At 70.5% G+C, this 25,169-nt stretch carries 20 protein-coding genes; 11 read left to right on the top strand and 9 right to left on the bottom strand.

All coding sequences use genetic code 11. From position 1 onward, the window contains the following. The first annotated feature begins 163 nt into the window (after nucleotides 1-163). The gene (locus HF323_RS06220; protein ID WP_169581709.1) at nucleotides 164-2,089 is read left to right on the top strand and encodes a PRD domain-containing protein; all 1,926 of its coding nucleotides are present in this window, start codon (nucleotides 164-166) and stop codon (nucleotides 2,087-2,089) included. A gap of 128 nt (nucleotides 2,090-2,217) precedes the next feature. Here HF323_RS06220 and HF323_RS06215 read toward each other — a convergent pair whose 3' ends face one another. The 5 genes from HF323_RS06215 to HF323_RS06195 all read right to left on the bottom strand — a co-directional run bounded on the left by HF323_RS06215 (nucleotide 2,218) and on the right by HF323_RS06195 (nucleotide 8,538). After that, the gene (locus HF323_RS06215) at nucleotides 2,218-3,171 is read right to left on the bottom strand and encodes a hypothetical protein (protein WP_169581708.1); all 954 of its coding nucleotides are present in this window, start codon (nucleotides 3,169-3,171) and stop codon (nucleotides 2,218-2,220) included. A gap of 295 nt (nucleotides 3,172-3,466) precedes the next feature. After that, nucleotides 3,467-4,051 (bottom strand): GNAT family protein, encoded by a 585-nt coding sequence (locus tag HF323_RS06210; RefSeq protein WP_169581707.1) that lies wholly within the window; start codon nucleotides 4,049-4,051, stop codon nucleotides 3,467-3,469. 281 nt (nucleotides 4,052-4,332) lie between these two features. After that, complete coding sequence (locus tag HF323_RS06205) at nucleotides 4,333-5,808, bottom strand: MFS transporter (protein WP_169581706.1); 1,476 nt, start codon at nucleotides 5,806-5,808, stop codon at nucleotides 4,333-4,335. Nucleotides 5,809-5,935: 127 nt separating this feature from the next. Beyond that, entirely contained in the window at nucleotides 5,936-7,594 is a 1,659-nt protein-coding gene (locus tag HF323_RS06200; protein WP_211160384.1) for a phospho-sugar mutase, read from the bottom strand. A gap of 110 nt (nucleotides 7,595-7,704) precedes the next feature. Further along, nucleotides 7,705-8,538, bottom strand: coding sequence for a purine-nucleoside phosphorylase (locus HF323_RS06195; protein ID WP_169581705.1), 834 nt, complete (start codon nucleotides 8,536-8,538; stop codon nucleotides 7,705-7,707). Nucleotides 8,539-8,617: 79 nt separating this feature from the next. Between HF323_RS06195 and HF323_RS06190 the strand changes: the two genes are divergently transcribed. Beyond that, nucleotides 8,618-10,075 carry an NAD(P)H-quinone dehydrogenase gene (locus tag HF323_RS06190; RefSeq protein ID WP_169581704.1) on the top strand — a complete coding sequence of 486 codons (1,458 nt, stop codon included), beginning with the start codon at nucleotides 8,618-8,620 and terminating at the stop codon, nucleotides 10,073-10,075. Between the two features lie 171 nt (nucleotides 10,076-10,246). Here HF323_RS06190 and HF323_RS06185 read toward each other — a convergent pair whose 3' ends face one another. Further along, nucleotides 10,247-12,013 carry a biotin carboxylase N-terminal domain-containing protein gene (locus HF323_RS06185; protein ID WP_169581703.1) on the bottom strand — a complete coding sequence of 589 codons (1,767 nt, stop codon included), beginning with the start codon at nucleotides 12,011-12,013 and terminating at the stop codon, nucleotides 10,247-10,249. Nucleotides 12,014-12,091: 78 nt separating this feature from the next. Continuing rightward, nucleotides 12,092-12,796, bottom strand: a complete 705-nt coding sequence (locus tag HF323_RS06180) for a Maf family protein (RefSeq protein ID WP_169581702.1) — start codon at nucleotides 12,794-12,796, stop codon at nucleotides 12,092-12,094. 22 nt (nucleotides 12,797-12,818) lie between these two features. Between HF323_RS06180 and HF323_RS06175 the strand changes: the two genes are divergently transcribed. From HF323_RS06175 to HF323_RS06160, 4 genes are read left to right on the top strand one after another with little or no spacing between them, the layout of a single operon-like run. Further along, nucleotides 12,819-14,111 (top strand): TRAM domain-containing protein, encoded by a 1,293-nt coding sequence (locus HF323_RS06175; RefSeq protein ID WP_317451010.1) that lies wholly within the window; start codon nucleotides 12,819-12,821, stop codon nucleotides 14,109-14,111. 9 nt (nucleotides 14,112-14,120) lie between these two features. After that, complete coding sequence (locus tag HF323_RS06170; RefSeq protein ID WP_169581701.1) at nucleotides 14,121-14,792, top strand: response regulator transcription factor; 672 nt, start codon at nucleotides 14,121-14,123, stop codon at nucleotides 14,790-14,792. Beyond that, nucleotides 14,782-16,029 carry an ATP-binding protein gene (locus HF323_RS06165; protein WP_188241656.1) on the top strand — a complete coding sequence of 416 codons (1,248 nt, stop codon included), beginning with the start codon at nucleotides 14,782-14,784 and terminating at the stop codon, nucleotides 16,027-16,029. Before HF323_RS06170 ends, HF323_RS06165 begins: the two co-directional genes overlap by 11 nt. Next, nucleotides 16,026-17,084: a hypothetical protein gene (locus HF323_RS06160; RefSeq protein WP_188241655.1), complete on the top strand. Its 1,059-nt coding sequence runs from the start codon at nucleotides 16,026-16,028 to the stop codon at nucleotides 17,082-17,084. Before HF323_RS06165 ends, HF323_RS06160 begins: the two co-directional genes overlap by 4 nt. Before the next feature lie 619 nt (nucleotides 17,085-17,703). Here the strand turns inward: HF323_RS06160 and HF323_RS06155 are convergent. Together HF323_RS06155 and HF323_RS06150 are read right to left on the bottom strand one after the other, a co-directional pair. Then, nucleotides 17,704-17,934 (bottom strand): acyl-CoA carboxylase subunit epsilon, encoded by a 231-nt coding sequence (locus tag HF323_RS06155; protein ID WP_169581699.1) that lies wholly within the window; start codon nucleotides 17,932-17,934, stop codon nucleotides 17,704-17,706. Further along, nucleotides 17,931-19,520 (bottom strand): acyl-CoA carboxylase subunit beta, encoded by a 1,590-nt coding sequence (locus HF323_RS06150; protein ID WP_317451009.1) that lies wholly within the window; start codon nucleotides 19,518-19,520, stop codon nucleotides 17,931-17,933. Before HF323_RS06150 ends, HF323_RS06155 begins: the two co-directional genes overlap by 4 nt. Before the next feature lie 278 nt (nucleotides 19,521-19,798). On the opposite strand from HF323_RS06150, the gene HF323_RS06145 reads away from it, so the two are divergent. The 5 genes from HF323_RS06145 (at nucleotide 19,799) to purE (ending at nucleotide 25,166) form a co-directional block, all read left to right on the top strand. Further along, nucleotides 19,799-21,925, top strand: coding sequence for a serine hydrolase (locus HF323_RS06145; protein WP_169581697.1), 2,127 nt, complete (start codon nucleotides 19,799-19,801; stop codon nucleotides 21,923-21,925). Between the two features lie 21 nt (nucleotides 21,926-21,946). Next, nucleotides 21,947-22,744: a biotin--[acetyl-CoA-carboxylase] ligase gene (locus HF323_RS06140; protein WP_169581696.1), complete on the top strand. Its 798-nt coding sequence runs from the start codon at nucleotides 21,947-21,949 to the stop codon at nucleotides 22,742-22,744. Between the two features lie 70 nt (nucleotides 22,745-22,814). After that, a complete protein-coding gene (locus HF323_RS06135; protein ID WP_169581695.1) occupies nucleotides 22,815-23,381 on the top strand; it encodes a PH domain-containing protein in 567 nt (188 codons plus the stop codon). Between the two features lie 57 nt (nucleotides 23,382-23,438). Next, nucleotides 23,439-24,575: a 5-(carboxyamino)imidazole ribonucleotide synthase gene (locus tag HF323_RS06130; protein WP_169581694.1), complete on the top strand. Its 1,137-nt coding sequence runs from the start codon at nucleotides 23,439-23,441 to the stop codon at nucleotides 24,573-24,575. A 123-nt stretch (nucleotides 24,576-24,698) separates the two neighbouring features. Beyond that, nucleotides 24,699-25,166 (top strand): 5-(carboxyamino)imidazole ribonucleotide mutase, encoded by a 468-nt coding sequence (purE, locus tag HF323_RS06125; RefSeq protein WP_169582128.1) that lies wholly within the window; start codon nucleotides 24,699-24,701, stop codon nucleotides 25,164-25,166. The last annotated feature ends 3 nt before the right edge of the window (nucleotides 25,167-25,169 follow it).

Below are 25,169 nucleotides of genomic sequence, written 5' to 3'. Positions count from 1 at the left end.
TCCTGATGGCCATTCTTGTGAAACGGCTGAGAGCCGACAACCAGTCCTTCTTCCGCGGGGGCGGAAACGCGTTCTCGGTTCACCCCCGCATCGATCCCGGTCGCGGCCCGGCGTGATTGACTGGCACGACCCCGGCCGAAAGGCCCGCACGCGAAGGAAGCCCGTGACGAGAGCGCGACAGGACCGGCTGCTCGGCCTGCTGGTCCGCGACGGCGATTGGGCGACGGCGGCGACGCTCGCCGACGCTCTCGGCGTGACTCCGCGCAGCATCCGCTCCTACGTGACGGCCGTCAACGCCCGGGTGGCACCCGGTGTCGCGATCGAGTCGGGTCCGCAGGGTTATCGTGCGGGACCGGATGCCTCCGCCGCCGTCCGCGCGTCGGGCCCCGACGCCGGCACGCCGCGCGACCGGCTTCACACCCTCGTGCGCGCGCTCCTCGACTCGCCCGACGGGATCGATGTCTACGAGACGGCCGACGGCCTCCACGTGTCGTCTGCGACGCTGGACGCCGACCTCTCGCGTGTGCGCGGACTGCTCGGCGGCACCGAGCTCACGCTCGAGCGCTCCGCCTCCCGCGCGCGGCTGCGGGGAACCGAGATGGCCCAGCGCCGTCTGCTCAGCCGCCTCGCCCACGACGAGATGGACGCCGGATCCTTCGACCTGGCGGCCCTTCGGCGGACGCTCGGCGAAGGGTCGGTGGGAGCGGCGGCCTTCGGTCCGTTCAAGTCGGATCTCGTCGCCGAGCTCGGCGCGCTCGGGTACTTCGTCAACGAGTTCGGCATCGCCGACGTGGTCATGCACATCGCCATCGCGGCCGACCGGGTCGCTCAGGACCGCGGCCTCGAGCAGGTGCACCGCGATCCGGCCCCCGCGCAGGAGGAGATCGCCGAGCTGCTGGCTCGTCTCGCGCGCAAGCACCTCGGCGTCGAGCTCGGCGCCGGCGACCTGCAGCATCTGGCGACCTTGGTGCTCACGCGCGTGGTGGCCCCGGGCGACGAGGCCCCGGTCGATCACGCCCGGGCACGGCTCGATCCCGAGATCGAGACCGCGGTCCGCGACGTGGTCGGCACGGCGTCGGCCGAGTTCCTCGTCGACATCGCCCACGAGGACTTCATCCTGCGGCTCGCGCTGCACGTGCAGAACCTGCAGCATCGCGCACGGGAGCAGGCGTGGTCACGCAATCCCCTGACGCGCTCGCTCAAGACGACGTACCCGATGATCTTCGAGGTGGCGGTGTTCATCGCCAGCCGGCTGCAGGAGCGCCTCGGCATCCCGCTGCCCGACGACGAGATCGCCTACATCGCGATGCACGTCGGCGGCCGGCTCGAGCGCAGCCGTCGCGCCGACCAGCTGCTGACGGCGACGATCGTCTGCCCGGGGTACTACGACTTGCACGAACTGCTCCGCTCGAGCGTGGATCGCTCGCTGGGTCAGGCCGTCGAGGTCGTGGGGGTCGAGACCCGGGTCGACCCCGACTGGGCGTCGATCGACACCGACCTCGTGCTCACGACGATCGATCCGGATGCCCCGTCCGAGCGCATCGTGAAGATCCAGCCGTTCCTCACCGACGCCGACATCGACCGCGTGCAGGCGGCCGCCGGCCGCATCCGGCGTACCCGGCGCCTGGCGCGCCTGCGCACCGAGCTCGAACGCTACTTCGCGCCGTCGGCCTTCGTGCGCGGGCTCGATGCGTCAGCGGGCGAGGAGGGCGTCATCCGCGCGCTCGGTGCGCGGCTCATCGCCCAGGGGGTGATCGATGAGGGGTACGTCGATCGCACGATCGAGCGGGAGCGGCTCTCCTCGACGGCCTTCACCGATGCCCTCGCGGTGCCGCACGCCCTCGGGATGACGGCGACCCGCACCTCGATCGCGATCGGCATCGCCGACCCGTCCATCCCGTGGGCGGAGGCGCGTGTGCAGGTCGTCGCCCTCGTGGCGTTCTCCGAGACCGACCGCGAAGCGTTCCAGACGGTGTTCGAGCAGTTCGTCGAGGTGTTCTCCGAGCGCGACAGCGTGCAGCGGATCGTCCGCCGGTCCACAAACTTCAGCGGCTTCCTCGACGAACTCGTGGCGGTCATCGACGGGTGACGGATGCCGTGGCATCCGTCACCCGTTCCCTCCCCGCGGGCGTGGGGCGTGTTCTCGGGTTCGGGGCGGGCACGTACGCGCCCCGAACCCGACAGGACGCCCCGAGCGTCGCCTGGAGCGCGACGGAGTCATGCGCGCCGCGGAGGTTCGATGCCGAAGGCCGCCAGCCTGCGAGCGAGCGTCTCAGCGGAGGCGAGGTCTCCCCACCCCCAGCGGACGAGACGTCGCTGAGTGGTGCCGCGGATCCAGTCCTCGCGCCGCTTCTCGCGGTCGAAGACCTCATCGGAAGACAGCCCGCGGGTCAGGCGGCCGTCGACGTACTTGAGCCGCCCATCGAACTCGCCGAACGCCTTCGCCTCGGCGAGCCCGAAGTCCACGAAGTATGTGGTTCCAGGACCCGGCACGGCCACCTGCAGCTGGATCTCCCGGAATCCCATCTCACGCAGACGGATCCTGCTGATCGACTCGCCCGGTAATTCTGCTCGCCCGTCCGCGAAACGCATCACGCGATCACTCTGACCCCGCCCGTGAGCTGAATCTCGTGCGCACGTCGACACCTCGTCGACGAACGCCTCCGCCCGTTGCCGGTCGTAGGACCCCCGGGCGTGACCGCCGACGACGCGCAACGCCGCGTCCGCGACGACGACCGCCTGATCGAAACTGGCGCAACGCGATAGGTCAGCGACGGTCCTGGCGAGGCTCGTGCACCGCAGCCCGTCGATCTCGACGACCTCGTCAGCCGTCACCACGCCTCGGTGCCGCACCGTGCCCGCCGGGCCGCCGGGACGTGCCTCGCCCAAGATCACGTGCGATCTCACCAGGTCGGGACGAAACAGAGGCAGACCGTGCAGCGCAGCTGCGGTCTCGTGCGAGAAGACGGGCGCGCGGCTGCTGGTCAGATGAACGGCTCGCGCCCGTGCGACGACCACGTCTTCCGGTCGCGCGGTCCGCCAGCTGTCGGCGTCCGCATAAACGCCACGGCGGACGCGGATGAGCTCTCCCGCGCGCACACGCTGCCGCACGGCGTCAGCGGACCGGGAGGCCATCACCAGCGCCTCATGCCGGAAGAGGCGAATACTCATCTGTCGATGCTGCCTCCGCGCGGCATCACCCCGCGGCCTGACCGCATCGCACTGTCGGCTGCGCTCCTCCCCGCCACTCTGGGGAGGAGCGCGTGCGTCCGCCCGCCTCGCCACTCTGGGGAGGGGCGCGTGCGTCCGCCCGTCTCGCCACTTTGGGGCGGGGCGCGTGCGTCCGCCCGTCTCGCCACTTTGGGGCGGGCTATCGAGTTCGGGGCGTCTCCCAACACGCCCCGAACTCGACAGGACGCCCCAAACCCGGGAAGAGCGGGTGAGGGGTCGGATGCCGCGGCATCCGTCACCCGCGACGGAGTCGCTCCTGCAGGCCCAGCCGGACGGCGGGCCACTCCGTCGGCAGGATCGAGAACACCACGGTGTCGCGCAGGGTGCCATCGGGACCGAGGCGGTGATTGCGGAGCACGCCGTCCTGCTTTGCGCCGAGCCGGGCGATCGCGGCGCGCGACTGGCGGTTGTGCCAGTGCGTGCGGAACTCGACCGCGATCGCGTCGCAGGCCTCGAAGGCGTGGGCGAGGAGCAGGAGCTTCGCCGCGGTGTTGACCGCTGTGCGCTGCGCCTCCAGCCCGAGCCACGTGTGTCCGATCTCGACGTGCCGATTCGGCTGATCGATGTTGCAGAACGTGGTCTCGCCGACCACTCGGCCGGTGTCGAGACGCCGGATCGCCCACGCGTTCATGTGCCCCTCGGTCTGCCACGTAAGCCGCTGCGAGATGTCCGCGGCGACGCCGTCAGGCGAGGGGACCGACGTGTACCACGCGTGCTCGAGGCCCGCAGCGGCCGCCGCGAGGTCATCGGAGTGATCCGCGCGCAGCGGCTCCAGTCGGACGACATCGTTCTCGAGGGTGATCGGCTGCGCGAGGAGCATCCTCCGAGCCTAGAGCGGCCCCGTGCACAACTCCTCGCGGATGGGCCCGGGGCGCTCGTCGCACAGGCGTCCGGCCCACCGCGGGAGGAGTTGTGCACGGGCCACCGTCGCGCCGCCGCCCGCCCCGCCGCAGGTGGAGTTGTGCACGCGCGGGCGTCCACCCTGCAGGGAGGGGTGCGCCCGCGGGCAGGACGCCCGCGGGCCGCCGTCGCGCGGGCGTCCACCCCGCAGGGAGTTGTGCCGCGCCGGCGTCAGCCGGCGCGCGCCCGCCGACGAACGGGCTACACGTCGCGGTGCATCGCCTTCTCGGCGGCCTCGGCACCCGACGTCGGGTCCTGTGCCTGCGACGCCGCGCGCGCGGCGGTGATCGCGCGCTGTCCTGCCGGAAGCCACACCGCCAGGCCGATGACGACGAACGTGAGCATGCCCGCGGCGACGAGGAGGAACTCGATCGGGATCACATCGGCGAGCGGACCGAACACCACCATGCCGAGCGGCATCGCGACCGCCATGACGATGCCGACGAAACCGAAGACGCGTCCCTGCCGCTCCGGCTCGACGGTCTCCTGCAGGAGCGTCATCGACGGCGTGGAGAAGAACGGCACCGCGAGACCGACGAGGAACATGAAGCCGAAGAAGACCCAGACGTTCGGCGAGAGCCCGAGGCCGATCGAGAGGGCGCCGAACACGAGCGACGAGACGACGATCAGCCCGATGCGGCTGCGCTTGGCGAACAGCGATGCCACGAGGATGCCGCCGAGCATCATCCCGATGCTGAACGCGATCTCGAGCACGGCGAGGTTGACGACGTTCTGGGTCTCGCCCGCGGGGAAGGAGCGCACGAGCATCAGCGGGGTGAGGTTCGACGGCGCGACCGTCAGCACGAAGATGATCGCGAACACGACGAGCAGCCACCGCACGAAGGCGTGGTGCACGATGTACCGCACCCCGTCGACGAGGTCGGCGAAGTAGCCGGTTTCGACGTCGGATGCCTTGCGGACCGCCTGCACCGGGATGAAGGCGAGGATGCCGACCCCGATCACCGCGGTGACCACATCGATGAAGAAGATGGGGATGAGCGAGGCCGCCGTGCCGCCTGTCGTGGCCGAAGACCACGCGTAGATCGCACCCGCCGCGGCGGGAGCCAGCAGCGCCATCGCGGACTGGATCGAGCCGTTGACGCCGTTCACACGGATCAGGTGGCGCATGGGCACGATCTGCGGAATCAGCGCCGACACGGCGGGCATCTGGATCCCGGCGCCGGCGGACCGGATCGCCATCACCGCGAACAGCAGCCAGACGGCATCGAAGCCGGTCATCATGATGAGGGCGAGAACGAGTGTCGAAACCGCGATCGCCGCGTCGGCTCCCATGATGAGGTACTTGCGGTTGTGACGGTCGGCCCAGACGCCGCCGAAGATCGACACGACGGCCTGCGGCAGGAATCCGAACAGCGCCGCGAGCATCATGTAGATGCCCGACCGGTACTCGATCGTGAGGTACCAGAACACGGCGTACTGCACGAGCATCGTCCCGAAGAGGGTGACGGTCTGACCGCTGAGGAACAGCACGACGTTGCGCAGCCAATGCGGCGGGTCCGCCGGTGGCTCCGCCGGGTCGCCCCCGCCCGGCGCTGCGTCGCCCGGGGTCGCATCGACCGCCCCCGCGAGGGCGGCTGCCGCCAGGGGACCTTCGGCCGGGGGAGCGGATGCCTCGGCTGCCGCTTCTCGTTCGTCGTCGCGCTGTGCGCCGGTCATCGTCCGCTCCTCATCGTGTCCCGCGCCCCCCGGCGACGCGTGGGCTTCACGCCGACACGCACCGCGGGGGCGACGCTAGCACGGGCCGCCGACGCTCGGGTGGCCGGCGGTCGTCGGATGCTCGACTTCAGCCGCCGACCTGCTCCAGCAGCGCCTGCGCACCGGCGCTGAGCCGAGCGATCCGCTCGGCCGCGTCGCTCGGCGAGTCGCCGCGGACATCGAGGTACAGCTTCAGCTTCGGCTCCGTACCGCTCGGGCGCACGATCACGCGCGACCCGTCCACGAGCCACACGCGCAGCACGTCGCCGGGAGGAAGGTCGTCCGCCCCCTCGAGCAGATCGTCGACGCGCTCCACGGCGGTATCGCCGATGGTGGACGGATGCTCCGCCCGAAGCGCCGCCATGATCCGGCCGATCGCCGACACATCGTCGACCCGGACCGAGATCTGGTCGCTCGCGAACGAGCCGAACGTCTCATCGAACTCGGTCAGCAGGTCGGCGAGCGACGCACCACGCCCGCGCGCTTCGCTCACCATCCCGAGCATCGCGACGGCGGCCGAGATGCCGTCCTTGTCGCGGACGGTCTCCGGGTTCACGAGGTAGCCCAGCGCCTCCTCGAACCCGAAGATCATTCCGGGCGCCCGCGAGATCCACTTGAAGCCCGTGAGGGTCGCGTGGAAGTCCAGTCCGTAGTGCTCGGCCACCGCCTGCAGCCCGGGAGACGACACGAGCGAGCACGCGAGGGATGCCCCCGCCGTTCGCCCCGCGTCGGCGGCGCGCTGCGCTGCCCGCCAGCCGAGCAGGAGCCCGATCTGATTGCCCGTCAGACGTCGCCAGCCGCCGTCGGCCGAGCCATCCGGAATCGCGACCGCCAGCCGGTCGGCGTCGGGATCGTTCGCGATGATGAGCTCCGCACCTGCCTCGCGGGCCGTCTCGAACGCGAGGTCCATCGCCCCGGGTTCCTCGGGATTGGGGAAGGCGACCGTCGGGAACCCGCCGTCGGGATCCAGCTGCGCGGTGACGGGGACCGGTTCGGGATAGCCGGCAGTCTCGAGGATGCGCGAGAAGGTCTCCCAGCCGACGCCGTGCATGGCGGTGTAGACCCAGGTCAGGCCGTCGGCGCCGGCCGGAGCGGGCGCGACGGCAGCGGTCGCCGTGATGTAGCCGTCGACGATCGCCTCTGATGCGGTCTCGTAGCCGAGTGAGCGGGGGAGCACCGAGATGTCGCCCTCCTCGGCGATGCGCTCGATGTGCGCCGCGATGTCGGCGTCGGCGGGTGCGACGATCTGCGACCCGTCGTCGGGGCCGCCGAGATACACCTTGTAGCCGTTGTCGTTCGGGGGGTTGTGGCTCGCCGTCACCATGACGCCCGCAGCGGCGCCGAGGTGGCGCACCGCGTACGCGAGCACGGGCGTCGGAAGGAGCCGAGGCAGCAGGATCGCCCGCAGCCCCGCTCCGGCGAAGATCTCCGCGGAGTCGCGCGCGAACACATCGGAGTTGCGCCGCCCGTCATAGCCCACGACGACGGTCGGAGGCGAGGCATCCGCCCCTCCGTGCGCCCGCTCGACGACGTAGGCCGCCAGGCCGGCGGCCGCCTGCGCCACGAGCACACGATTCATCCGGTTGCTGCCCGCGCCCAGTTCGCCGCGCAGGCCCGCCGTGCCGAAGGCGAGGCGGGTCGCGAACCGGTCCTCGAGGCCTGCGATCGCCGCCGCGTCGCCGTTCTCGGCGGACTCGACGAGGGCCTGGAGCTCGGCGCGGGTCTCGCCGTCGGGATCCTGCGCCAGCCAAGCGCGGGCGCGATCGAGAACGGATGCCTCGTCCGCGCGCCCTGCGGGAACCCGATCGGGCGCCGGCTCCTGGCGGTCGGGTGCGGCAGCCGGGATCTCCCCGCCGTTCACAGCGCGCCGATCACGCGGGCGAGGAGCGACGAGATGACGGGCTCGGCCTCCCGGCCGGCGTCGATGACCTCCTGGTGGCTGAGCGGAGTGGTCTGGATGCCGGCCGCCATGTTCGTGATGAGCGAGAAGCCCAGCACCTCCATGCCCGCCTGGCGCGCCGCGATCGCCTCGAGGGCCGTCGACATGCCGACGATGTGGCCGCCGATCGCCTTGGCCATGCGGACCTCGGCGGGCGTCTCGTACTGCGGGCCGCGGAACTGGCAGTAGACGCCCTCATCGAGCGAGGGATCGATCGTGCGCGCGAGGTCGCGCAGCCGCATCGAGTAGAGATCGGTGAGGTCGATGAACGTCGCGCCCTCCAGCGGAGAATCGCCCGTGAGGTTGATGTGATCGCTGATCAGCACCGGCTGACCCGGCTTCCACGTGGTCTTGATGCCGCCGGCGCCGTTCGTGAGCACCATGGTGCGGGCGCCGGTCGCGGCGGCGGTGCGCACGCTGTGGACCACCCGACGCGGTCCGTGGCCCTCGTAGTAGTGCGTACGTGCTCCGATGACGAGCACGTGCCGGCCCTTCGGGGTCAGAACGCTTCTCAGGGTGCCGACGTGGCCCTCCAGGGCCGGCTTCGAGAACCCCGTCACCTCGGTGGCGGGGATCGTGACGGTGGTCTCGCCGATGAGGTCCGCCGCCTTGCCCCAGCCGCTGCCGAGGGTGAGTGCGATGTCGTGGCGCTCGACGCCGGTGAGGCGGGCGATGTCGTCCGCGGCCGCGGCGGCGATCTCGAACGGATCGGTCGCGGGGTCGTCGAGGGGGTTGCCGGTGCTGTCTGACATGCCCCCACTCTAGGAACGCGGGCCGGTCAGGGCCAGCCGCCGCTCCCGATGTCGTCGCGTGCGGCATAACCGGGAGAGAATGGAGCACATGTCCGTGAGCTTCGAGCGCACCCAGAGCGTCGCCATCATCGGCGGCGGCCCCGGCGGTTACGAGGCGGCGCTCGCCGCCGCACAGCTCGGGGCGGAGGTGACGGTCGTCGAACGCGCGGGCATCGGAGGGTCGGCGGTGATCACCGATGTCGTCCCGTCGAAGACGCTGATCGCGACGGCCGACGCGGCGGTCGCCATCGCCGGTGCGAGCGACCTCGGTGTGCAGCTGTTCGCGAAGGGGAAGGACGGCAAGCCGCTCAAGCCCGAGATCGCCATCAACCTCGCCGCGGTCAACCGGCGGCTCCTCGCCCTGGCGCGCCAGCAGTCCGACGACATGCGCGCCTCGCTCGCGGAGGCCGGCGTGCGGATCATCTCCGGGCATGGCCGCATCGACGGGGAGAACGCGGTCGTCGTGTCGACCGGCCACGGCGGCACCGACTTCGACCGCATCGAGGCCGACACCCTGCTCGTCTCGACCGGATCGTCGCCGCGCGAGCTGCCGACGGCGAAGCCCGACGGCCAGCGCATCCTCACGTGGACTCAGCTCTACGACATGAAGGCCATCCCCGAGCATCTGATCGTCGTCGGCTCGGGCGTGACCGGCGCCGAGTTCGCCGGCGCCTATATGAACCTGGGCGCCAAGGTGACGCTGATCTCCAGCCGCGACCAGGTGCTGCCCGGTGAGGACCCCGACGCTGCGGCCGTTCTCGAGAAGGTGTTCAAGCGCGGTGGCATGACGCTGCTCTCGAAGTCCCGCGCCGACAAGGTCGAGAATCTGGGCGACCGGGTGGTCGCGACCCTCAGCGACGGGCGCACGGTCGAGGGGAGCCACTGCCTCGTCGCCGTCGGCTCGATCCCCAACACCGCCGGCATCGGGCTCGAACAAGCAGGCGTGCAGATGACCGAGTCCGGCCACATCCAGGTCAACCGCGTCGCCCGCACCTCGGTGCCCAACATCTACGCGGCCGGCGACTGCACGACGTTCGTGCCGCTGGCGTCCGTCGCCTCGATGCAGGGTCGCACCGCCATCTTCCACGCGCTCGGCGACGTGGTGATCCCGCTCGAGCGACGCCGGATCACCTCGAACATCTTCACGGCGCCCGAGATCGCCACGATCGGCTGGCAGGAGAAGGACATCACCGACGGCGCGATCAACGGCGTGGTGCACAAGCTGCCCCTCGCCTCGAACCCGCGCGCCAAGATGATGGGCATCAAGGACGGCTTCGTGAAGCTCATCGCCCGCGAGGGGAGCGGCACCGTCATCGGCGGCGTCATCGTCGGGCCGCGCGCGTCCGAGCTGATCTACCCCATCGCGATCGCCGTCGAGCGGCGACTCACCGTCGACCAGGTGTCGCGCGTGTTCGCGGTGTACCCGTCGCTCTCGGGCAGCATCACCGACGCGGCGCGCGCGATGCACGTCGTCGACCACAAGGTCTACGGCGGCTGATCCGGGGGCCGGATGCCGCGGCATCCGCTCGCCTCATCGCTGCCCGCCGCTCGCACCGACTTCGCAGATTCGCGCAAGGATCGCGGTGATCACGCGCGAATCTGCGAAGTTCGAGCGATTCTGCGAAGTTCGCGCGTTCGGGCGAATGACCGGCCGGCCGGCCCGCGCGCGTCAGCTGATGGTCAGGAGCTGGTGACCGGCCGCCACGGTGGCGCCGGGGTCGGCGTTGATCGCGCCGATGGTGCCGTCCTTGTGGGCCTGGATGGGCTGCTCCATCTTCATCGCCTCGAGCACGACCACGAGGTCGCCCTTCACGACCTGCTGGCCCTCCTCGACGGCCACCTTGACGACCGTGGCCTGCATCGGAGACTTCACGGCGTCGCCCGACGCTCCTGCGACGACGCTCGGAGCGTGCGAGCGGCGCGAGGGCGGCACGGCGGCCGGGCGTCCCGCAACGCCGGGAGCGGCGACGACACGGTCGGGCAGGCTCACTTCGAGGCGCTTGCCGGCGACCTCGACGACGACGGTGTGGCGGTTCTCGCTCGGCTTGGGAGCCTCGAGCTCGCCGTCCCAGGGGGTGATGTCATTGACGAACTCGGTCTCGATCCAGCGGGTGTACACGCCGAACGCGCCGTCCTCCGCCGTGAACGCGGGGTCGCGCACCACCTTGCGGTGGAACGGCAGGACCGTCGGCATGCCGGCCACCTCGAACTCGTCGAGGGCGCGACGCGAGCGCTCGAGGGCCTCGGCGCGGTCGCGGCCGGTCACGATGATCTTGGCGAGCAGGGAGTCGAACGCGCCCGAGACGCTGTCGCCGGCGGTGACGCCGGAGTCGAGGCGGATGCCGGGGCCGCCGAACGTCTTGAAGACGTGGATCGGACCCGGCTGGGGGAGGAAGCCGCGGCCCGGGTCTTCGCCGTTGATGCGGAACTCGATGGAGTGGCCCTCGGGCTTCGGGTCGTCATAACCGAGCTCCTGACCCTCCGCGAGGCGGAACTGCTCCCGAACGAGGTCGAGGCCGGTCACCTCTTCGGACACCGGGTGCTCCACCTGGAGGCGCGTGTTGACCTCGAGGAACGAGATCGTGCCGTCGGCACCGATGAGGAACTCGCAGGTTCCCGCGCCGACGTAGCCGACCTCCTTGAGGATGGCCTTCGACGCGTCGTAGAGGGTCTTGTTCTGCGCGTCGGTCAGGAACGGAGCCGGTGCCTCCTCGACGAGCTTCTGGTGGCGGCGCTGCAGCGAGCAGTCGCGCGTGGAGACGACGACGACGTTTCCTGCGGCATCCGCCAAGCACTGGGTCTCGACGTGACGCGGCTTGTCGAGGTACTTCTCGACGAAGCACTCACCCCGGCCGAAGGCGGTGATCGCCTCGCGGGTCGCCGATTCGAACAGCTCGGGCACCTCGTCGATCGTGCGGGCGACCTTCAGGCCGCGGCCCCCACCGCCGTACGCGGCCTTGATCGCGATCGGCAGACCGACCTGCTCCGCGAAGGCGACGACCTCGTCGGCCCCGGACACCGGCCCGGGCGTTCCCGGCGCGAGGGGCGCGCCCACCTTCTCGGCGACGGCGCGTGCGGTGACCTTGTCGCCCAGCGCCTCGATCGCCTCGGGGGACGGGCCGATCCAGATCAGGCCGGCGCCGATGACGGCTCGCGCGAAGTCGGCGTTCTCGGCCAGGAAGCCGTAGCCCGGATGCACCGCGTCGGCGCCGGAGCGGCGCGCGACCGAGAGGATCTTCTCGATCGAGAGGTAGGTCTCGGCACTCGTCGCGCCGTCGAGGGCGTAGGCCTCATCGGCCAGTCGCGCGTGCATGGCGTCGCGGTCCTGGTCGGCGTAGACGGCGACGGACGACTTCCCGGCGTCGCGGGCGGCACGGATGACGCGGACGGCGATCTCGCCGCGGTTGGCAACGAGAACCTTGGCGATCTGAGGCATGAAGGCCAGCCTACCCACGGCCCTCGCGACCCATTTGACCGGTTCGTACAAGAACCGGCGAGAAACGTGGGCTTCCTGCTACAACGTCGGATCGCCAGGAAAGCCGTCACCGGGCGCGGTGGGGTGCAGAGACGGGTCCGTGCTGTGCCACAGGGCGGTCCACTCGACGCCCACCTCGCGCACGAGGCGGCGCAGGGTGGAGACGGACATGCCCACTACCGTGGACGGGTCGCCATCCACCCTCGTGATGAAGGCGCCCCCGAGGCTGTCCACCGTGAACGCGCCCGCCACGTGCAACGGCTCGCCCGAGGCCACGTAGGTCGCGATCTCGGCGTCCGTCACGTCATCGGCGAAGGTGACGGATGCCTCGGCGACGGCGTGGACCTCCCGTGCGGGCGCGTGCGGCTGAACCCGCACGACGGCGTGGCCGGAGTGGAGCACGCCCGTGCGGCCGCGCATCTCGTGCCAGCGCGCGATCGCGTTCTCCGCCGTGTAGGGCTTCCCGAGCACCGCCCCGTCGAGCTCGAACATCGAGTCGCCGCCGATCACCACACCGTCGAAGGCCGGGTGGTCGTCGGCCAGCCGCGCGGCGACGTCGGCGGCCTTGCGGCGCGCAAGCAGGAGGACGTGCTCGTCGGGTGACAGCACGCGGCGCTCGGCCGCCTCCACGGCCGCGACCACCGCTTCCTCATCGACGTCCGGCGCCACCGTGAGCGGGCGGATCCCGAACTGCTGCAGGAGCATCAGCCGGGCGGGAGAAGTCGAGGCGAGGCACACGCGCATGCCACCACCGTAGGCTCTGTGCGTGGCCGGTTCGACAGCAGACGCAGGACAGATCCTCGACCTCGAGATCGGAGACGTCGCTCACGGCGGTATCTTCGTCGCCCGCCATGAAGGGCGCGTCGTGTTCGTGCCCGACGTCCTCCCGGGCGAGAGGGTGCGCGCGCGGCTCACGGACACGCGCAAGAGCTCCTTCTGGCGCGCCGAGGCTCTGGAGGTGACGGATGCCTCGCCCCACCGTCGCCCGCACGTCTGGCGACAGGCCGACCTCGACGTCGCACCCGAGCGCAGACCCGGCGGCGCGGACTTCGGGCACATCGAGCTCGCGCACCAGCGCGAACTCAAGAGGCGCGTCCTGACCGACGCGCTTCGTCGATTCGGTGGGACGGCGGATGCCTCGCCCGACGTCTCGCCCGTCGGTGACGAGACGCCCGACGGTACCGGCTGGCGGACCCGCGTGAGTCTCCACGTCGACGGCGAGGGAAGCATCGGGCCGTATGCCGCGCGCAGTCACCGCGTCATCGCCGTAGACGACCACCCGCTCGCGACCGCCGCCGTCGAGCGCGCGGCGATGTCACTCCGCGGAGGCGAGGCCGGGCGGATCGACCTCGTCCAGCCCGCGGACGGACGCGTGCGGGTCCTTCCCCGGCCCGAGGCTCCGCGCCGGGGCGGCCGCCGACCGCAGCCCGCGCGCGCCTCCGAGGTCGTGAGCGAGGAGGTCGACGGGCGCCGGTTCCTCGTCGACGTCGACGGGTTCTGGCAGGTGCACCGGTCGGCTGCGACGACGCTCACCGCGGCGGTTCGGACCGCGATCCGATCCGCCGGCGGAGTCGACCCCGACGCGTGGCACCTCGACCTGTACGGCGGGGTCGGGCTCTTCGCGGCGGCGATCGCCCAGGAGGGCGGTCCCTCCACGCGCATCACCACGGTCGAGTCCGACAGTCGCGCGACCGATCACGCGGGCGAGAACCTCGCCGAGTGGGTGGGGGCCCGGGCCGAGACCGGCCGCGTGGACCGTTGGCTGGCGAAATTGGGGGCCGAGGCATCCGTCACCGAACGCGATCGACTCTCGAGGGGAGTCGTGCTGCTGGACCCGCCCCGCGCCGGCGCCGGACGCGAGGTGGTGGAAGGGGTGACCGCGCTCGCCCCGGCCGCGGTCGTGTACGTCGCATGCGATCCGGTCGCCCTGGCGCGAGACATCGCCACGTTCCGTGCCGCGGGCTACGAGCTCCGGGAAGTGGCGGGCCTGGACCTCTTTCCGAACTCCCACCACGTCGAGGCCGTGGCGACCCTCATGCCGGCGGGCCCCCGGCGATAGGCTGACGGCATGACGCGGGTTGCTCTCATCGACGATCACGAGTCCGTCCGGCTGGGACTCGCCGCAGCGTGCGAGCGCGACGGCAGCAAGGACGTGGTCTTCTCCGGGAGCACCGTGACCGAATACCTGACCTGGCGGTCGTCGACCGGGGCCGCTCCGGCCGACGTCGTCGTGCTCGACCTCACCCTGGGCGACGGCACGACGGTGACGGAGAACGTGAGGCGGCTCGTGCTCGACGGGTCGAGCGTCATCATCCACAGCGTGGCCGACCGCCCTGCCGCCGTGCGCGAGGCGCTCGCCGCCGGCGCCGCGGGCGTCGTGAGCAAGTCCTCCCGCATCGACGATGTCATCGCCGCTGTGCGCACGGTCGCACGCGGCGAGCCCCTCAACAACGTCGAATGGGCCAGTGCGGTCGAAGGCGACCGGGAGTTCGCGGATGCCCAGCTGTCCGCGCGGGAGCGCGAGGTGCTCAGGCTCTACGCTGCCGGACTCCCGCTCAAGGTGGTCGCCGACCGTCTCGGCGTGGCGTACTCCACCGCGAAGGAGAACATCACGCGCGTTCGCGTGAAGTACGTCGAGGTCGGCCGCCCGGCGCCCACCAAGGTCGACCTGCTCCGACGGGCCATGGAGGACGGCATCCTCGCCGAATCCGCGGCCGAGGGAGGCGCCGGTGACGGCTGAGGCGCCGGTCTCCCAGCTCGACAGCGCGTGGGGGCAGATCCCGCAGTCCCGTGAGGCCACGGCGGGCATCGGATCCTTCACGCGCACGCGCGTCGAGCGCATCATCTCGATCGTCGCGGGCTTCGGCTCCCTCGTGCTCGGCGCTCAGGCGTTCCTCACCGCTCTCGGTCCGGCCGAGGAGCGGCCCGGCTGGCATTTCCCGCTGATGATCTTCGTCTTCGCGCCGCTGGCCGTCATGATCCTGGCGTGCTTCGTCGGGCGGGCGGTGCGCGTCTGCGCCGGAGTCTTCGCGTTCGCCTACATCCTCGCTCTCATCGCGTGGCCGGTGGCGTCGGCCGGCTCCGATCCCGATCCCGCGGGGCAGCCCTGGATCTGGTACCTCGTCAACATCGCCACGCTGGCCGCGGTGCTCGCCTTCCCCCTTCCGGTGCAGATCGCCTGGACCGCTGTCTGCCCCCTTCTGTTCGGGTTCGTCCGGCTCATCCAGGCGGAGTTCGCCGGCGTCTTCCTGCCCCCGCTCGGCCTGGACGTGTCGTTCGCCCTCATTCTCGGCGGCGTGATCCTCACCCTCGGCTGGATGTTCCGATCGGTGGCCGCGAACGTCGACGAGACCCGCGCACGCGCCGTTTCGTCGTATGCCACGGCGGCCGCTGCCGACGCCGCTGAGCAGGAACGCGTCGCCGTGGCGGCGCTCATGCACGACAGCGTCCTCGCCGCCCTCATCGCCGCCGAGCGCGCCGACTCTCCGAGAGCTCAGACCCTCGCCGCCGCGATGGCCCGCGAGGCGCTCACGCGACTGGCCAACACCGAGCAGGACGCGCACGAAGGACCGGATGAGCCGAGGGATGCGGACACCGTGGCCGACGACATCGAGGCCGGAGCACGGGAGGTCGGCGTGAAGGTCTCCGCGGCGCGCGACGTCGGACCGGAGAGCCCGGCCGTTCCCGGACGCGTCGCGCGGGCGCTCACCCTGGCCGCCACCCAGGCGATCGCCAACGCCCTCCAGCACGCCGGCGGGAAGGGGCTCGCCGTCGCCGTCACGTCCGGCGGCGGACGCATCGACATCGAAGTGCGTGACGCCGGCGAGGGTTTCGACCTCGACGGCGTGCCCGACGACCGCCTCGGCATCCGCGCGTCGATCTTCGCGCGGGTGGCTGCTGTCGGCGGCACCGCGCACATCGACACCGGGCACCACGGAACCGTCGTGCACCTCGGATGGCGGGAGGGCGCAGCGTGATCAGCGTCAAGAACGTCCTCGTCGCACTCGGCGTCGCCTTCACCGCCTACCTCGCCGCTCGAGGGCTGTGGTGGACCTCTCCCGTCCCGTATCCGCTCCTCGTCGTCGGCGCGCTCGGGCTCTACCTCGGCACGACCTGGCTCTGCATCTTCTGGGAGCCGCCGCGCACGTCCGTCGCACCCCCGGTCACACAGGTCAACCTGCCGACGGGACGCACGCAGCCGCGCCTCCCGGTGCTCGCTCAGATGCTCGCACTCACCTGTGCCGCCGTCGTGCCCAGCGCCATCTCGTTCGCGGTCGGTCCGGAATCGCGGACGGCACCCTTCGCCACCTGGTACCTCGGCGGCATCGGCGCGCTCATGACGATCGTGATGGTCCGTCGTCGGCCGTGGACGGCGTGGACGGGGATCGCCGCGCTCGCGGTCGCATCGATGGCGTGGATGGGCGTCGCTTCCGCCCTCGCCCTGGGACTGGTCGGCTCGATCGTGTGGGTCACGTGCGCGCAACTCCTCGTGCTGTCGATGGACCGTGCGGCCCGCGACACCGGCCGTCTCGCGCAGCTTCAGCGCGCTGCCTCGGCGTGGCAGGCATCGCAGGCCATGCGCCAGCGCGAGCGGCGCGTGCAGGTCCAGGAGGCGCTTGCGGTCGCGGGCCCCGTCCTCACCCGGACGGTGGCCACAGGCGGCGCCCTCACCGACGCCGACCGGCTCGAAGCGCGCCTGGCGGAAGGGCGCCTCCGCGACGAGATGCGCGGCCCCCGGCTCCTCGACGACGACGTGCGCGCCGAGCTCGAGCGTGCGCGCCGACGCGGAGCGAACGTCACGGTTCTGGACGAGGGCGGGCTCGAGGGCCTCGACGACGCCACACTCTCCATCATCCGCGCGCAGCTCGCCGAGGCACTGCGCTCGGCCAGTTCGGACCGGCTGTATATCCGCACATCGCCGGACGCGCGCATCGCCGTCACGGTCGTCGGGCGCTCACCGTCCGTCGGCGGACCATCCGAAGAAGACGGCGTCGATCTGTGGCGTGAGATCCCGCACCCCGGGGTCGCGTGACCTGAACCCTCGGACGAGCGCCGGGTGAGGCATCCGCTCGCCCTGGTGGTGTCGTCCCGAAACGCAGTCGCTCCCCGTGTCGGTGGGGGAGGGGAACCGAAACGGGGAGCGGTGGTCGGGAGGAGGCGAGGGGCGGCGAAGCCGCCCGCCCCTCGCCTGGCGGACTGTTACCCGAAAACAGTCCGCGTGGCTGAGCTCGGATCTACCGCAGGGCGGAGAGCGAGTCAGCCGAACGCAGAAGCGTTCCAGCGATTCAAGTATCGCCGCGCTGCAAGACATGCGTCTGTAGGTATTTCGGGGGACATCTTGCGAATCCCCTCGCCCGCGTCTCGATACACCGCCTGCGGCGGCACTCGACGACCGGCTGCGCCGGCTGAGCGGACGGAACCGCTCAACCGCCGCGTCTCGATACACCGCCTGCGGCGGCACTCGACGACCGGCTGCGCCGGCTGAGCGGACGGAACCGCTCAACCGCCGCGTCTCGATACACCGCCTGCGGCGGCACTCGACGACCGGCTGCGCCGGCTGAGCGGACGGAACCGCTCAACCGCCGCGTCTCGATACACCGCCTGCGGCGGCACTCGACGACCGGCTGCGCCGGCTGAGCGGACGGAACCGCTCAACCGCCGTAGCGACCCCAGCCGAGCTCTCGGCGGAGGGGCTGACGGAGATCGCGCTGGCTCAGCGACCAGGCGGTGCGAGACGTGTTGTCATCGGCGACGGCCTCGGCGGCCTCGCCGGTGTACGCCTCGGTGACGACCGCGAGGAGGGCCGCCAACTCCTCCTCGTTCGGCGTGCCGCGCAGGACGTCGATCCGGACGCCCGCGGCGTCGTCTCCCGCGATCGTCACAGCGGGATGTTCCCGTGCTTCTTGGGCGGGAGGCTCGCACGCTTGCCTCGCAGCGCGCGCAGGGCCTTCGCGATCGACACGCGAGTCTGCGCCGGTTCGATGATCCCGTCCAGCTCGCCGCGCTCGGCCGCGAGGAACGGCGAGGCGACGTTGTACGTGTACTCGTTGGCGAGCCGCGTGCGGACCGCCGCGACATCCTCACCAGCCTGCTCGGCACGCTGGATCTCGCCGCGGTAGAGGATGTTGACCGCACCCTGTCCGCCCATGACCGCGATCTCGGCGGTCGGCCACGCGAGGTTGATGTCGGCGCCGAGCTGCTTCGAGCCCATCACGATGTACGCGCCGCCATATGCCTTGCGAAGGATGACGGTGACGAGCGGCACGGTGGCCTCGGCGTACGCGTAGAGAAGCTTGGCGCCGCGGCGGATGACCCCGGTCCACTCCTGGTCGGTGCCGGGAAGGTAGCCGGGCACGTCGACCAGGGTCACGATGGGGATGGAGAAGGCGTCGCAGAATCGCACGAAGCGGCTGGCCTTCTCGCCGGCCTCGATGTTGAGCGTTCCGGCCATCTGCGAGGGCTGGTTGGCGATGATGCCGACCGAGCGACCTTCGATGCGGCCGAAGCCGATCACGATGTTGGGGGCGAACAGCGGCTGGACCTCGAGGAAGTCCTCGGCGTCGACGATGCCGCGGATGACCTGGTGGATGTCGTAGGGCTGGTTGGCGGAGTCGGGGATGATGGCGTTGAGGGCGCGATCGGCATCCGTCGTCTCGAACTCGAACCCGCTCTCGTAGACCGGGAGTTCGGCCATGTTGTTGTCGGGCAGGAACCCCAGCATGGTTCGGACGTAGTCGATCGCGTCGTCCTCGTCCTCCGCGAGGTAATGGGCGACGCCCGACCGGGTGTTGTGGGTGTGAGCGCCGCCGAGCTCCTCCATGCCGACGTCCTCGCCGGTCACGGTCTTGATGACGTCGGGTCCGGTGACGAACATCTGGCTCGTCTTGTCGACCATCACGACGAAGTCGGTCAGGGCGGGCGAGTAGACGGCGCCGCCCGCTGCGGGGCCCATGATGATCGAGATCTGGGGGATCACGCCCGAGGCCTGGGTGTTCAGGCGGAAGATCTCGCCGTACTTGCCCAGCGCGACGACGCCCTCCTGGATGCGCGCGCCGCCGGAGTCGAGGATTCCCACGATCGGGATGCCGCTGCGCAGCGCGAACTCCATGACCTTGATGATCTTCTCGCCGGCGACCTCGCCGAGCGAGCCGCCGAACGTGGAGAAGTCCTGCGAGTACACCGCCACGGTGCGACCGTGGATGGTGCCGACACCCGTGACGACCGAGTCGCCGTAGGGGCGCGACTTGTCCATGCCGAACGCGGTCGTGCGGTGTCGCACGTACTCGTCGAGTTCGACGAAGCTGCCGGGGTCGACGAGCAGTTCGATGCGCTCGCGGGCCGTGCCCTTCCCCTTCGCGTGCTGCTTCTGCTTGGCGACGGCCTCGGCGTCGAGGACGGCCTCCTGATAGCGCGCGCGGAGGTCGGCGATCTTGCCGGCGGTCGTGAAGAGGTCGGGCTGATCGGTCACGCGTTCCACCCTATCGGCGGGCTCTCGCGACGGGTTGGAGGGTTTGCACAAGGGGAAGCGGCATCGACTGTCGGTGGGAGTCGGGGGATGCCGCGGCATCCGCGATCCACGAAACGAAGCGTGGTGTGCAGAAGCCGAAATCTCATGTCGCTCTCATGCCGCGCGGCGGACCCTCGGGCTATCGTCGGCGTCGGGGACAGGACGATACTGGTGTGAAGGATGTTGTGAAGAGTCGAATTGTGCGTGTAGCCGCGTTCGCGGCCGTCTTCGGGTTGCTGATGCCTCTGGCGACCGAGTACTCGATCGCGCAGGCGTCTGACGGCATCGCTTCATCGGCAACGGACGAGTCCGGCGGACAGTCGCCGACGCCCACGGTTACGCCGATTCCAAGCGGCGAGGGCGCCGGTGCGGGAGCTCAGCCGACTCCGACTCCGACACCGACACCGACTCCGACACCGACACCCTCCCCGGGCGCCGCGCGGGAGCCCGAGCAGACACAAGAGCAGTCCGAGCAGGAGCAGGACGTCGCCCGTGACGATGCGCTGACGGCTGAGGCACTTGCGGCGCCTGTCCCGGCGGCGTCACGGATCATCACGAGTCCAGACGCCTATATCTCAGCGATCAACGCGTCCAAGGCGACTTTTCCCAACGGCGCCGACCACGTCATCCTGACATCCGCCGCGTATCCCGTGTTCGCCGCAGCGGCGGCCGGCCTGGCCGCAGAGCTCGACGCCGCCATGTTGTATGTCCAGCCGGCAGGGATTCCTGCGGCGGTCCGTACGGAGTTGCAGCGCCTCGCGCCGACCACGATCCTGGTTGTCGGAGGGACGGCGTTCGTCACCGACGCCGTCGTGTCCATTGCCCGAACGGTGACCAGTGACGTCCGCCGGTTCGGCGGTGCGTCCGTGTACGAGACCGCGCAGTCTATGTTCGCAGCCGGCACCGCAGGAGCTGACACGGTCTATCTGGCCGGAGCCGGAACGATCTTCGACCTCCCGCTCGCTGCCACGCTCGCCGCGACGGCTGGCAAGAAGATGCTCGCGGTCAACGGGAACGTCGCACCCACTCCCGAGGTCATCGCCGCGCTTCGCGCCGCCGGCACGACATCTGTCGTCCTCGTACGGGGCAGCGCAATGTCCAGCGCGTACGAGGCGGGCCTGCGGGGGGCGGGGTTTGCGGTGAGCAGCCACGTGAACGCGGACCGCTTCAACCTGGCCACGGTGATAGCGCGCATCGCGGGTGTCGGACGCACGACGTCGTTCCTCGTGAATCCGTGGCGTGCGTGGGACGTCGCGGTGGCGGCAGGTGTGGCATCCGTCACCCGGCAGCCCCTCTATTACTCCCTCTACGAATGCGTGCACGATGTCGTGGCGAAGGACCTCACCGCGTCACGCGCACGTGTGACTCTCGTGGGCGACGCCAACAGTCTCAGTGCGGCCGTCGCCTCGAACACGTACTGCTCAGCCGAGAAGACCAGGCGACAGAACGCGCTGTCGTCCGCAATCCAGTCGACGCTCTCGTCGTATCAGGGCGTCTACAGCGTGACGGTCCGCCAGATCGGCGGTCTCTCAGAGGCCGTGAGTATCGGTGGCGGAATCCGCCGCGAGCCGGCGAGCATGATGAAGATCTTCGCCGCCTGGGCGGTTCTCGAGCGAGTCGAGCAAGGTCGCGTATCGCTGAACTCGACGCTTCGCTCCGGGGTGTCACTCGGCACATGCATCCAGGTGATGATCCACGTTTCCGACAACTTCTGCCACACCGACATCGTCCACTGGATCGGGATCGCAGAGCTGAACCGGATGATCCGGGCGGCCGGATTCACCAACACCGTGTACGGATCGGTGCCGCCTGGGACGAGTGTCCTCTATGCCGGAAATCGCACGACCACGAACGACCTGGCATGGCTGATGGAGCGGCTCGCGAATCGATCCATCCTGGTCAAGCCGTACTCCGACCTGCTGATCAACCACATGCGGTCTCAGATCGGGCGGTCGCGGATCGCATCAGGCATACCACCGGGAGTACCTCAGGCGAGCAAGCCCGGCGCGCTCTGGGTGGCGTCCGGGCTCCTCCAGGGGGACACGGCGATCGTCAACGGCGCAAGGCACTCGTACATCCTGTCTATCGTCGGCGACAATGCGCCGCCGACAGCGGCATTCCGAGCGATCTCACGCGCGGTGTACTCCCACTTCAACGGGAGCTTCGGAACCGCGGCGAGCTACCCTGTCGAACAGATGGTCACGCGTACGGCATCCGTCCTGCGATCATCGCCCGGAGGACCTGCCGTCGTCACGATCCCCGCGGGAGTGATCCTCGAGCAACTCGAGAGTCAGCGGGTCTGGTATGAGGTCAGGTACGGCTCCCGGCGGCTCTGGACGTACTACACCGGCCTGCGCAACAGGTGACCTCCCGGTAGCGTGAGCGGCATGGCGATCCCCGAGCACGGATACCCCCTGGCGGCGCACGTGAGTCCGCGCGTGCAGGTCGTGGAGACGACCGAGTCGACGAATGCCGACGTCATCCGTCACGTGACGGAGGCCCCGGACGAGTGGCCTCACCTCTCGGTGCTCCTGACCACGGATCAGCGCGCGGGGCGGGGGCGGCTGGATCGGTCATGGGTCACGCCCCCCGGCACAGCCCTCGCCATCTCGATGGTGGTGCGCGTGTCGGCGATCCCGCCCGCGAGCCGCGGATGGATCCCCCTCGTAGCCGGCGCCGCCATGACGCGCGCCATCGGCGCCCAGCTGATCGGCACCGCCCACGAGGCGCGGCTCAAGTGGCCGAACGACGTTCTGCTCGACGGGGCGAAGGTGTGCGGCATCCTCGCGGAAGTGGTGCCGGGGCACCCCGATGTCATCGTGATCGGCTCGGGCGTCAACACGCGGATGCCTCGCACGGATCTCCCGGTCGAGACGGCGACGTCCTTCCAGGCGATCGGCCAGGAGGCTGATGATGACCGCCTGATCGCGGATTACCTCACCGCGCTCGACGAGCAGCTCGACGCGCTCGTGGCCGCGCGAGGAAACGCGGCGGCAGCCGGAGTCCTCGCCGAGGTGGAGGTCCTCTGCTCGACACTCGGAAGCGAGGTCGTCGTGTCCCTCCCCGATGGCGAGACTCTTCGGGGGCGGGCGCAGCGGATCGACCCGGACGGCAGGCTCGTCGTGGTGCGGGACTCCGAGTTCGAGAGCGTGGTCTCGGCGGGCGACGTCGTCCACGTCCGCTGATCCCGCCCCTCCATGACGCCGAACGGCGGTGCGTGGGCGCTGTGGGCAGCGTGAGCCGCACAATGGGAGCATGACGCAGCCGATCAGCTACGGCGGGAGGCCCTACGCCCCCGCTCCGGGCGCTCCGACGCCCGAGCTGCGCGTCGCCCGGTTCCGCAGTCACGCGCGTCGACTGACCTGGTCGGCGGTCGTCCTCATCCTCGTCGCCGGCGCGTGCGGGTACTTCTACGGGAACCTGCCCGCCCCCTTCGAGGACTGGATGCTGGTCGTGGCCGCCGGTGTCGTGGTCTTCGTGCTCGTCCTCCTCCCCTTCCTCTCCTGGTGGGCGCACGTCTACACGATCACCACCCGCCGCGTGATCGAGCGTTCGGGGATCCTCGCGAGTCGCCACCGCGAGATGTCGCACGTGCGCGGCTACTCGATCCAGATTCGCCGTGGAGTCCTGCAACGCCTGTGGCGGACGGGGACGCTCACGCTTTCCAACGGCGTGGAGCCGCCGCTGCGGTTGGCGAACGTGCCCAGCGTCGAGCTCGTGCACGAGGCGCTCGTCGACCAGGTCGAGGTGAACCAGATCCTTGCGCACCGCGACGCGCAGCCGCCGCTGCCTCCACCTCCTCCGCTTCCCGGCACGAGATGACGCCGTTACGCCGCGCGGGCGTGCGGGATGATGGAGTGTCGGGAGAAAGGTGACGGAATGGCGCTGCGTGTCGGAGTGGTCGGAGGCGGTCAACTCGCCCGCATGATGATCGCCCCTGCGGTCGAGCTCGGAGTCGAGCTGCGGGTTCTCGCAGAGGAAGCGAACATGGCGGCCTCACTCGCCGCCTCGGCGGTCGGCGACTACCGCGACGTCGGGCGCGTCCTCGCCTTCGCGCGGGAGGTGGACGTCGTGACCTTCGACCACGAGCATGTTCCGCAGGACGTCCTCGCCGCACTGGTCGATGCCGGTGTCGCGGTGCGCCCCGGTCCCGAGGCGCTGAAGCACGCGCAGGACAAACTGGTCATGCGCGCCCGCCTCGCCGAACTCGGGATGCCTCAGCCGGACTGGGCCGCGGTGACCGACGCCGACCAACTGCAGGCGTTCCTGGATGATCACGGCGGCCGAGCCGTCGTGAAGACGCCGCGCGGTGGGTACGACGGCAAGGGTGTTCGCGTCGTCGGAGCCGCGACCGAGGCAGACGACTGGTTCGCCACGCTCGCCGAGGACGCACGCGGGGGAGCGCTGCTCGTGGAGGAGCTCGTCGATTTCTCGCGCGAGCTCGCCCAGCAGGTCGCCCGGCGCCCCTCCGGCGACACTGCCGTCTACCCCGTCGTCGAGACCGTGCAGCGAGACGGGGTGTGCGCCGAAGTGCTCGCCCCGGCCCCGCACGCCGGCGAGCGACTGCGGCAGGTCGCGGCTGAGATCGGCGTGCGCATCGCCGAGGGGCTCGACGTGACGGGCATGCTCGCCGTCGAGCTGTTCGAGACGACCGACGAGCGACTGCTCGTCAACGAGCTGGCGATGCGGCCGCACAACAGCGGCCACTGGAGCCAGGACGGCGCGGTCACCGGCCAGTTCGAGCAGCACCTGCGTGCCGTGCTCGATCTTCCGCTCGGGGACACGACGGCGCGCGCGCCGTGGTCGGTCATGGTGAACATCCTCGGCGGGCCTGCACAGGGTTCCCTCGATGCCCGATTCGCCGCCGCGATGGCGGAGCATCCGGACGCCAAGGTGCACACGTACGGCAAGGCGCCTCGCCCCGGTCGCAAGGTAGGCCACGTCAACGTCGCGGGCGACGACCTGGATGACGTCACCTACCGGGCCAGAGCGGCGGCATCCGTCTTCCTGGACTGATTCCGACGGGCCGGGATCGGATGCCCGGCCGCGCCGTTGCGGGGATCTTCCAGCCTGGGCCCCTAGCCTTGACGGGTGACTCGCCCCCTGCATTCCTCGGACATGCCGCTCGTCGGCGTCGTGATGGGTTCCGACTCCGACTGGCGCGTCATGAGCGACGCCTCGCAGGTGCTGACCGACTTCGGCGTGGCCCACGAGGTCGAGGTCGTCTCCGCCCACCGCACGCCCGACAAGCTCATGCGCTACGGCCGTGAGGCTCGTTCGCGCGGACTCAAGGCGATCGTCGCCGGCGCAGGCGGCGCCGCCCACCTCCCCGGAATGCTCGCATCGGTGACCGCGGTCCCCGTCATCGGCGTGCCGGTGCAGCTGTCGACGCTGGACGGCTTGGACTCTCTGCTGAGCATCGTGCAGATGCCGGCCGGGATCCCCGTCGCCACCGTGTCGATCAACGGCGCCAAGAACGCCGGGCTGCTCGCCGCCCGCATCCTCGGCGCCTCGGATCCCGCTCTCGCCGAGCGCATCGAGCAATACGCCCGCGAGCTGGAGGCGCAGGTCGAGGACAAGAACCGGCGGCTCAAGGAGTCCCTGTGACCG

The sequence above is a fragment of the Microbacterium sp. MF43 genome (assembly GCF_012847295.1).
In the GTDB taxonomy this organism is placed as follows: domain Bacteria; phylum Actinomycetota; class Actinomycetes; order Actinomycetales; family Microbacteriaceae; genus Microbacterium.
The sequence above is the reverse complement of the archived record's forward strand: the minus strand, read 5'-3'. Positions and strand labels throughout refer to the sequence as shown.

Bases quoted from the DNA above. Each gene is read 5' to 3' on its own strand.
- HF323_RS06215 (WP_169581708.1), bottom strand. From the start codon at position 3,171: ATGAGTATTCGCCTCTTCCGGCATGAGGCGCTGGTGATGGCCTCCCGG.
- HF323_RS06210 (WP_169581707.1), bottom strand. From the start codon at position 4,051: ATGCTCCTCGCGCAGCCGATCACCCTCGAGAACGATGTCGTCCGACTG.
- HF323_RS06205 (WP_169581706.1), bottom strand. From the start codon at position 5,808: ATGACCGGCGCACAGCGCGACGACGAACGAGAAGCGGCAGCCGAGGCA.
- HF323_RS06195 (WP_169581705.1), bottom strand. From the start codon at position 8,538: ATGTCAGACAGCACCGGCAACCCCCTCGACGACCCCGCGACCGATCCG.
- HF323_RS06190 (WP_169581704.1), top strand. From the start codon at position 8,618: ATGGAGCACATGTCCGTGAGCTTCGAGCGCACCCAGAGCGTCGCCATC.
- HF323_RS06185 (WP_169581703.1), bottom strand. From the start codon at position 12,013: ATGCCTCAGATCGCCAAGGTTCTCGTTGCCAACCGCGGCGAGATCGCC.
- HF323_RS06180 (WP_169581702.1), bottom strand. From the start codon at position 12,796: ATGCGCGTGTGCCTCGCCTCGACTTCTCCCGCCCGGCTGATGCTCCTG.
- HF323_RS06170 (WP_169581701.1), top strand. From the start codon at position 14,121: ATGACGCGGGTTGCTCTCATCGACGATCACGAGTCCGTCCGGCTGGGA.
- HF323_RS06145 (WP_169581697.1), top strand. From the start codon at position 19,799: ATGCCTCTGGCGACCGAGTACTCGATCGCGCAGGCGTCTGACGGCATC.
- HF323_RS06140 (WP_169581696.1), top strand. From the start codon at position 21,947: ATGGCGATCCCCGAGCACGGATACCCCCTGGCGGCGCACGTGAGTCCG.
- HF323_RS06135 (WP_169581695.1), top strand. From the start codon at position 22,815: ATGACGCAGCCGATCAGCTACGGCGGGAGGCCCTACGCCCCCGCTCCG.
- HF323_RS06130 (WP_169581694.1), top strand. From the start codon at position 23,439: ATGGCGCTGCGTGTCGGAGTGGTCGGAGGCGGTCAACTCGCCCGCATG.
- purE (WP_169582128.1), top strand. From the start codon at position 24,699: ATGGGTTCCGACTCCGACTGGCGCGTCATGAGCGACGCCTCGCAGGTG.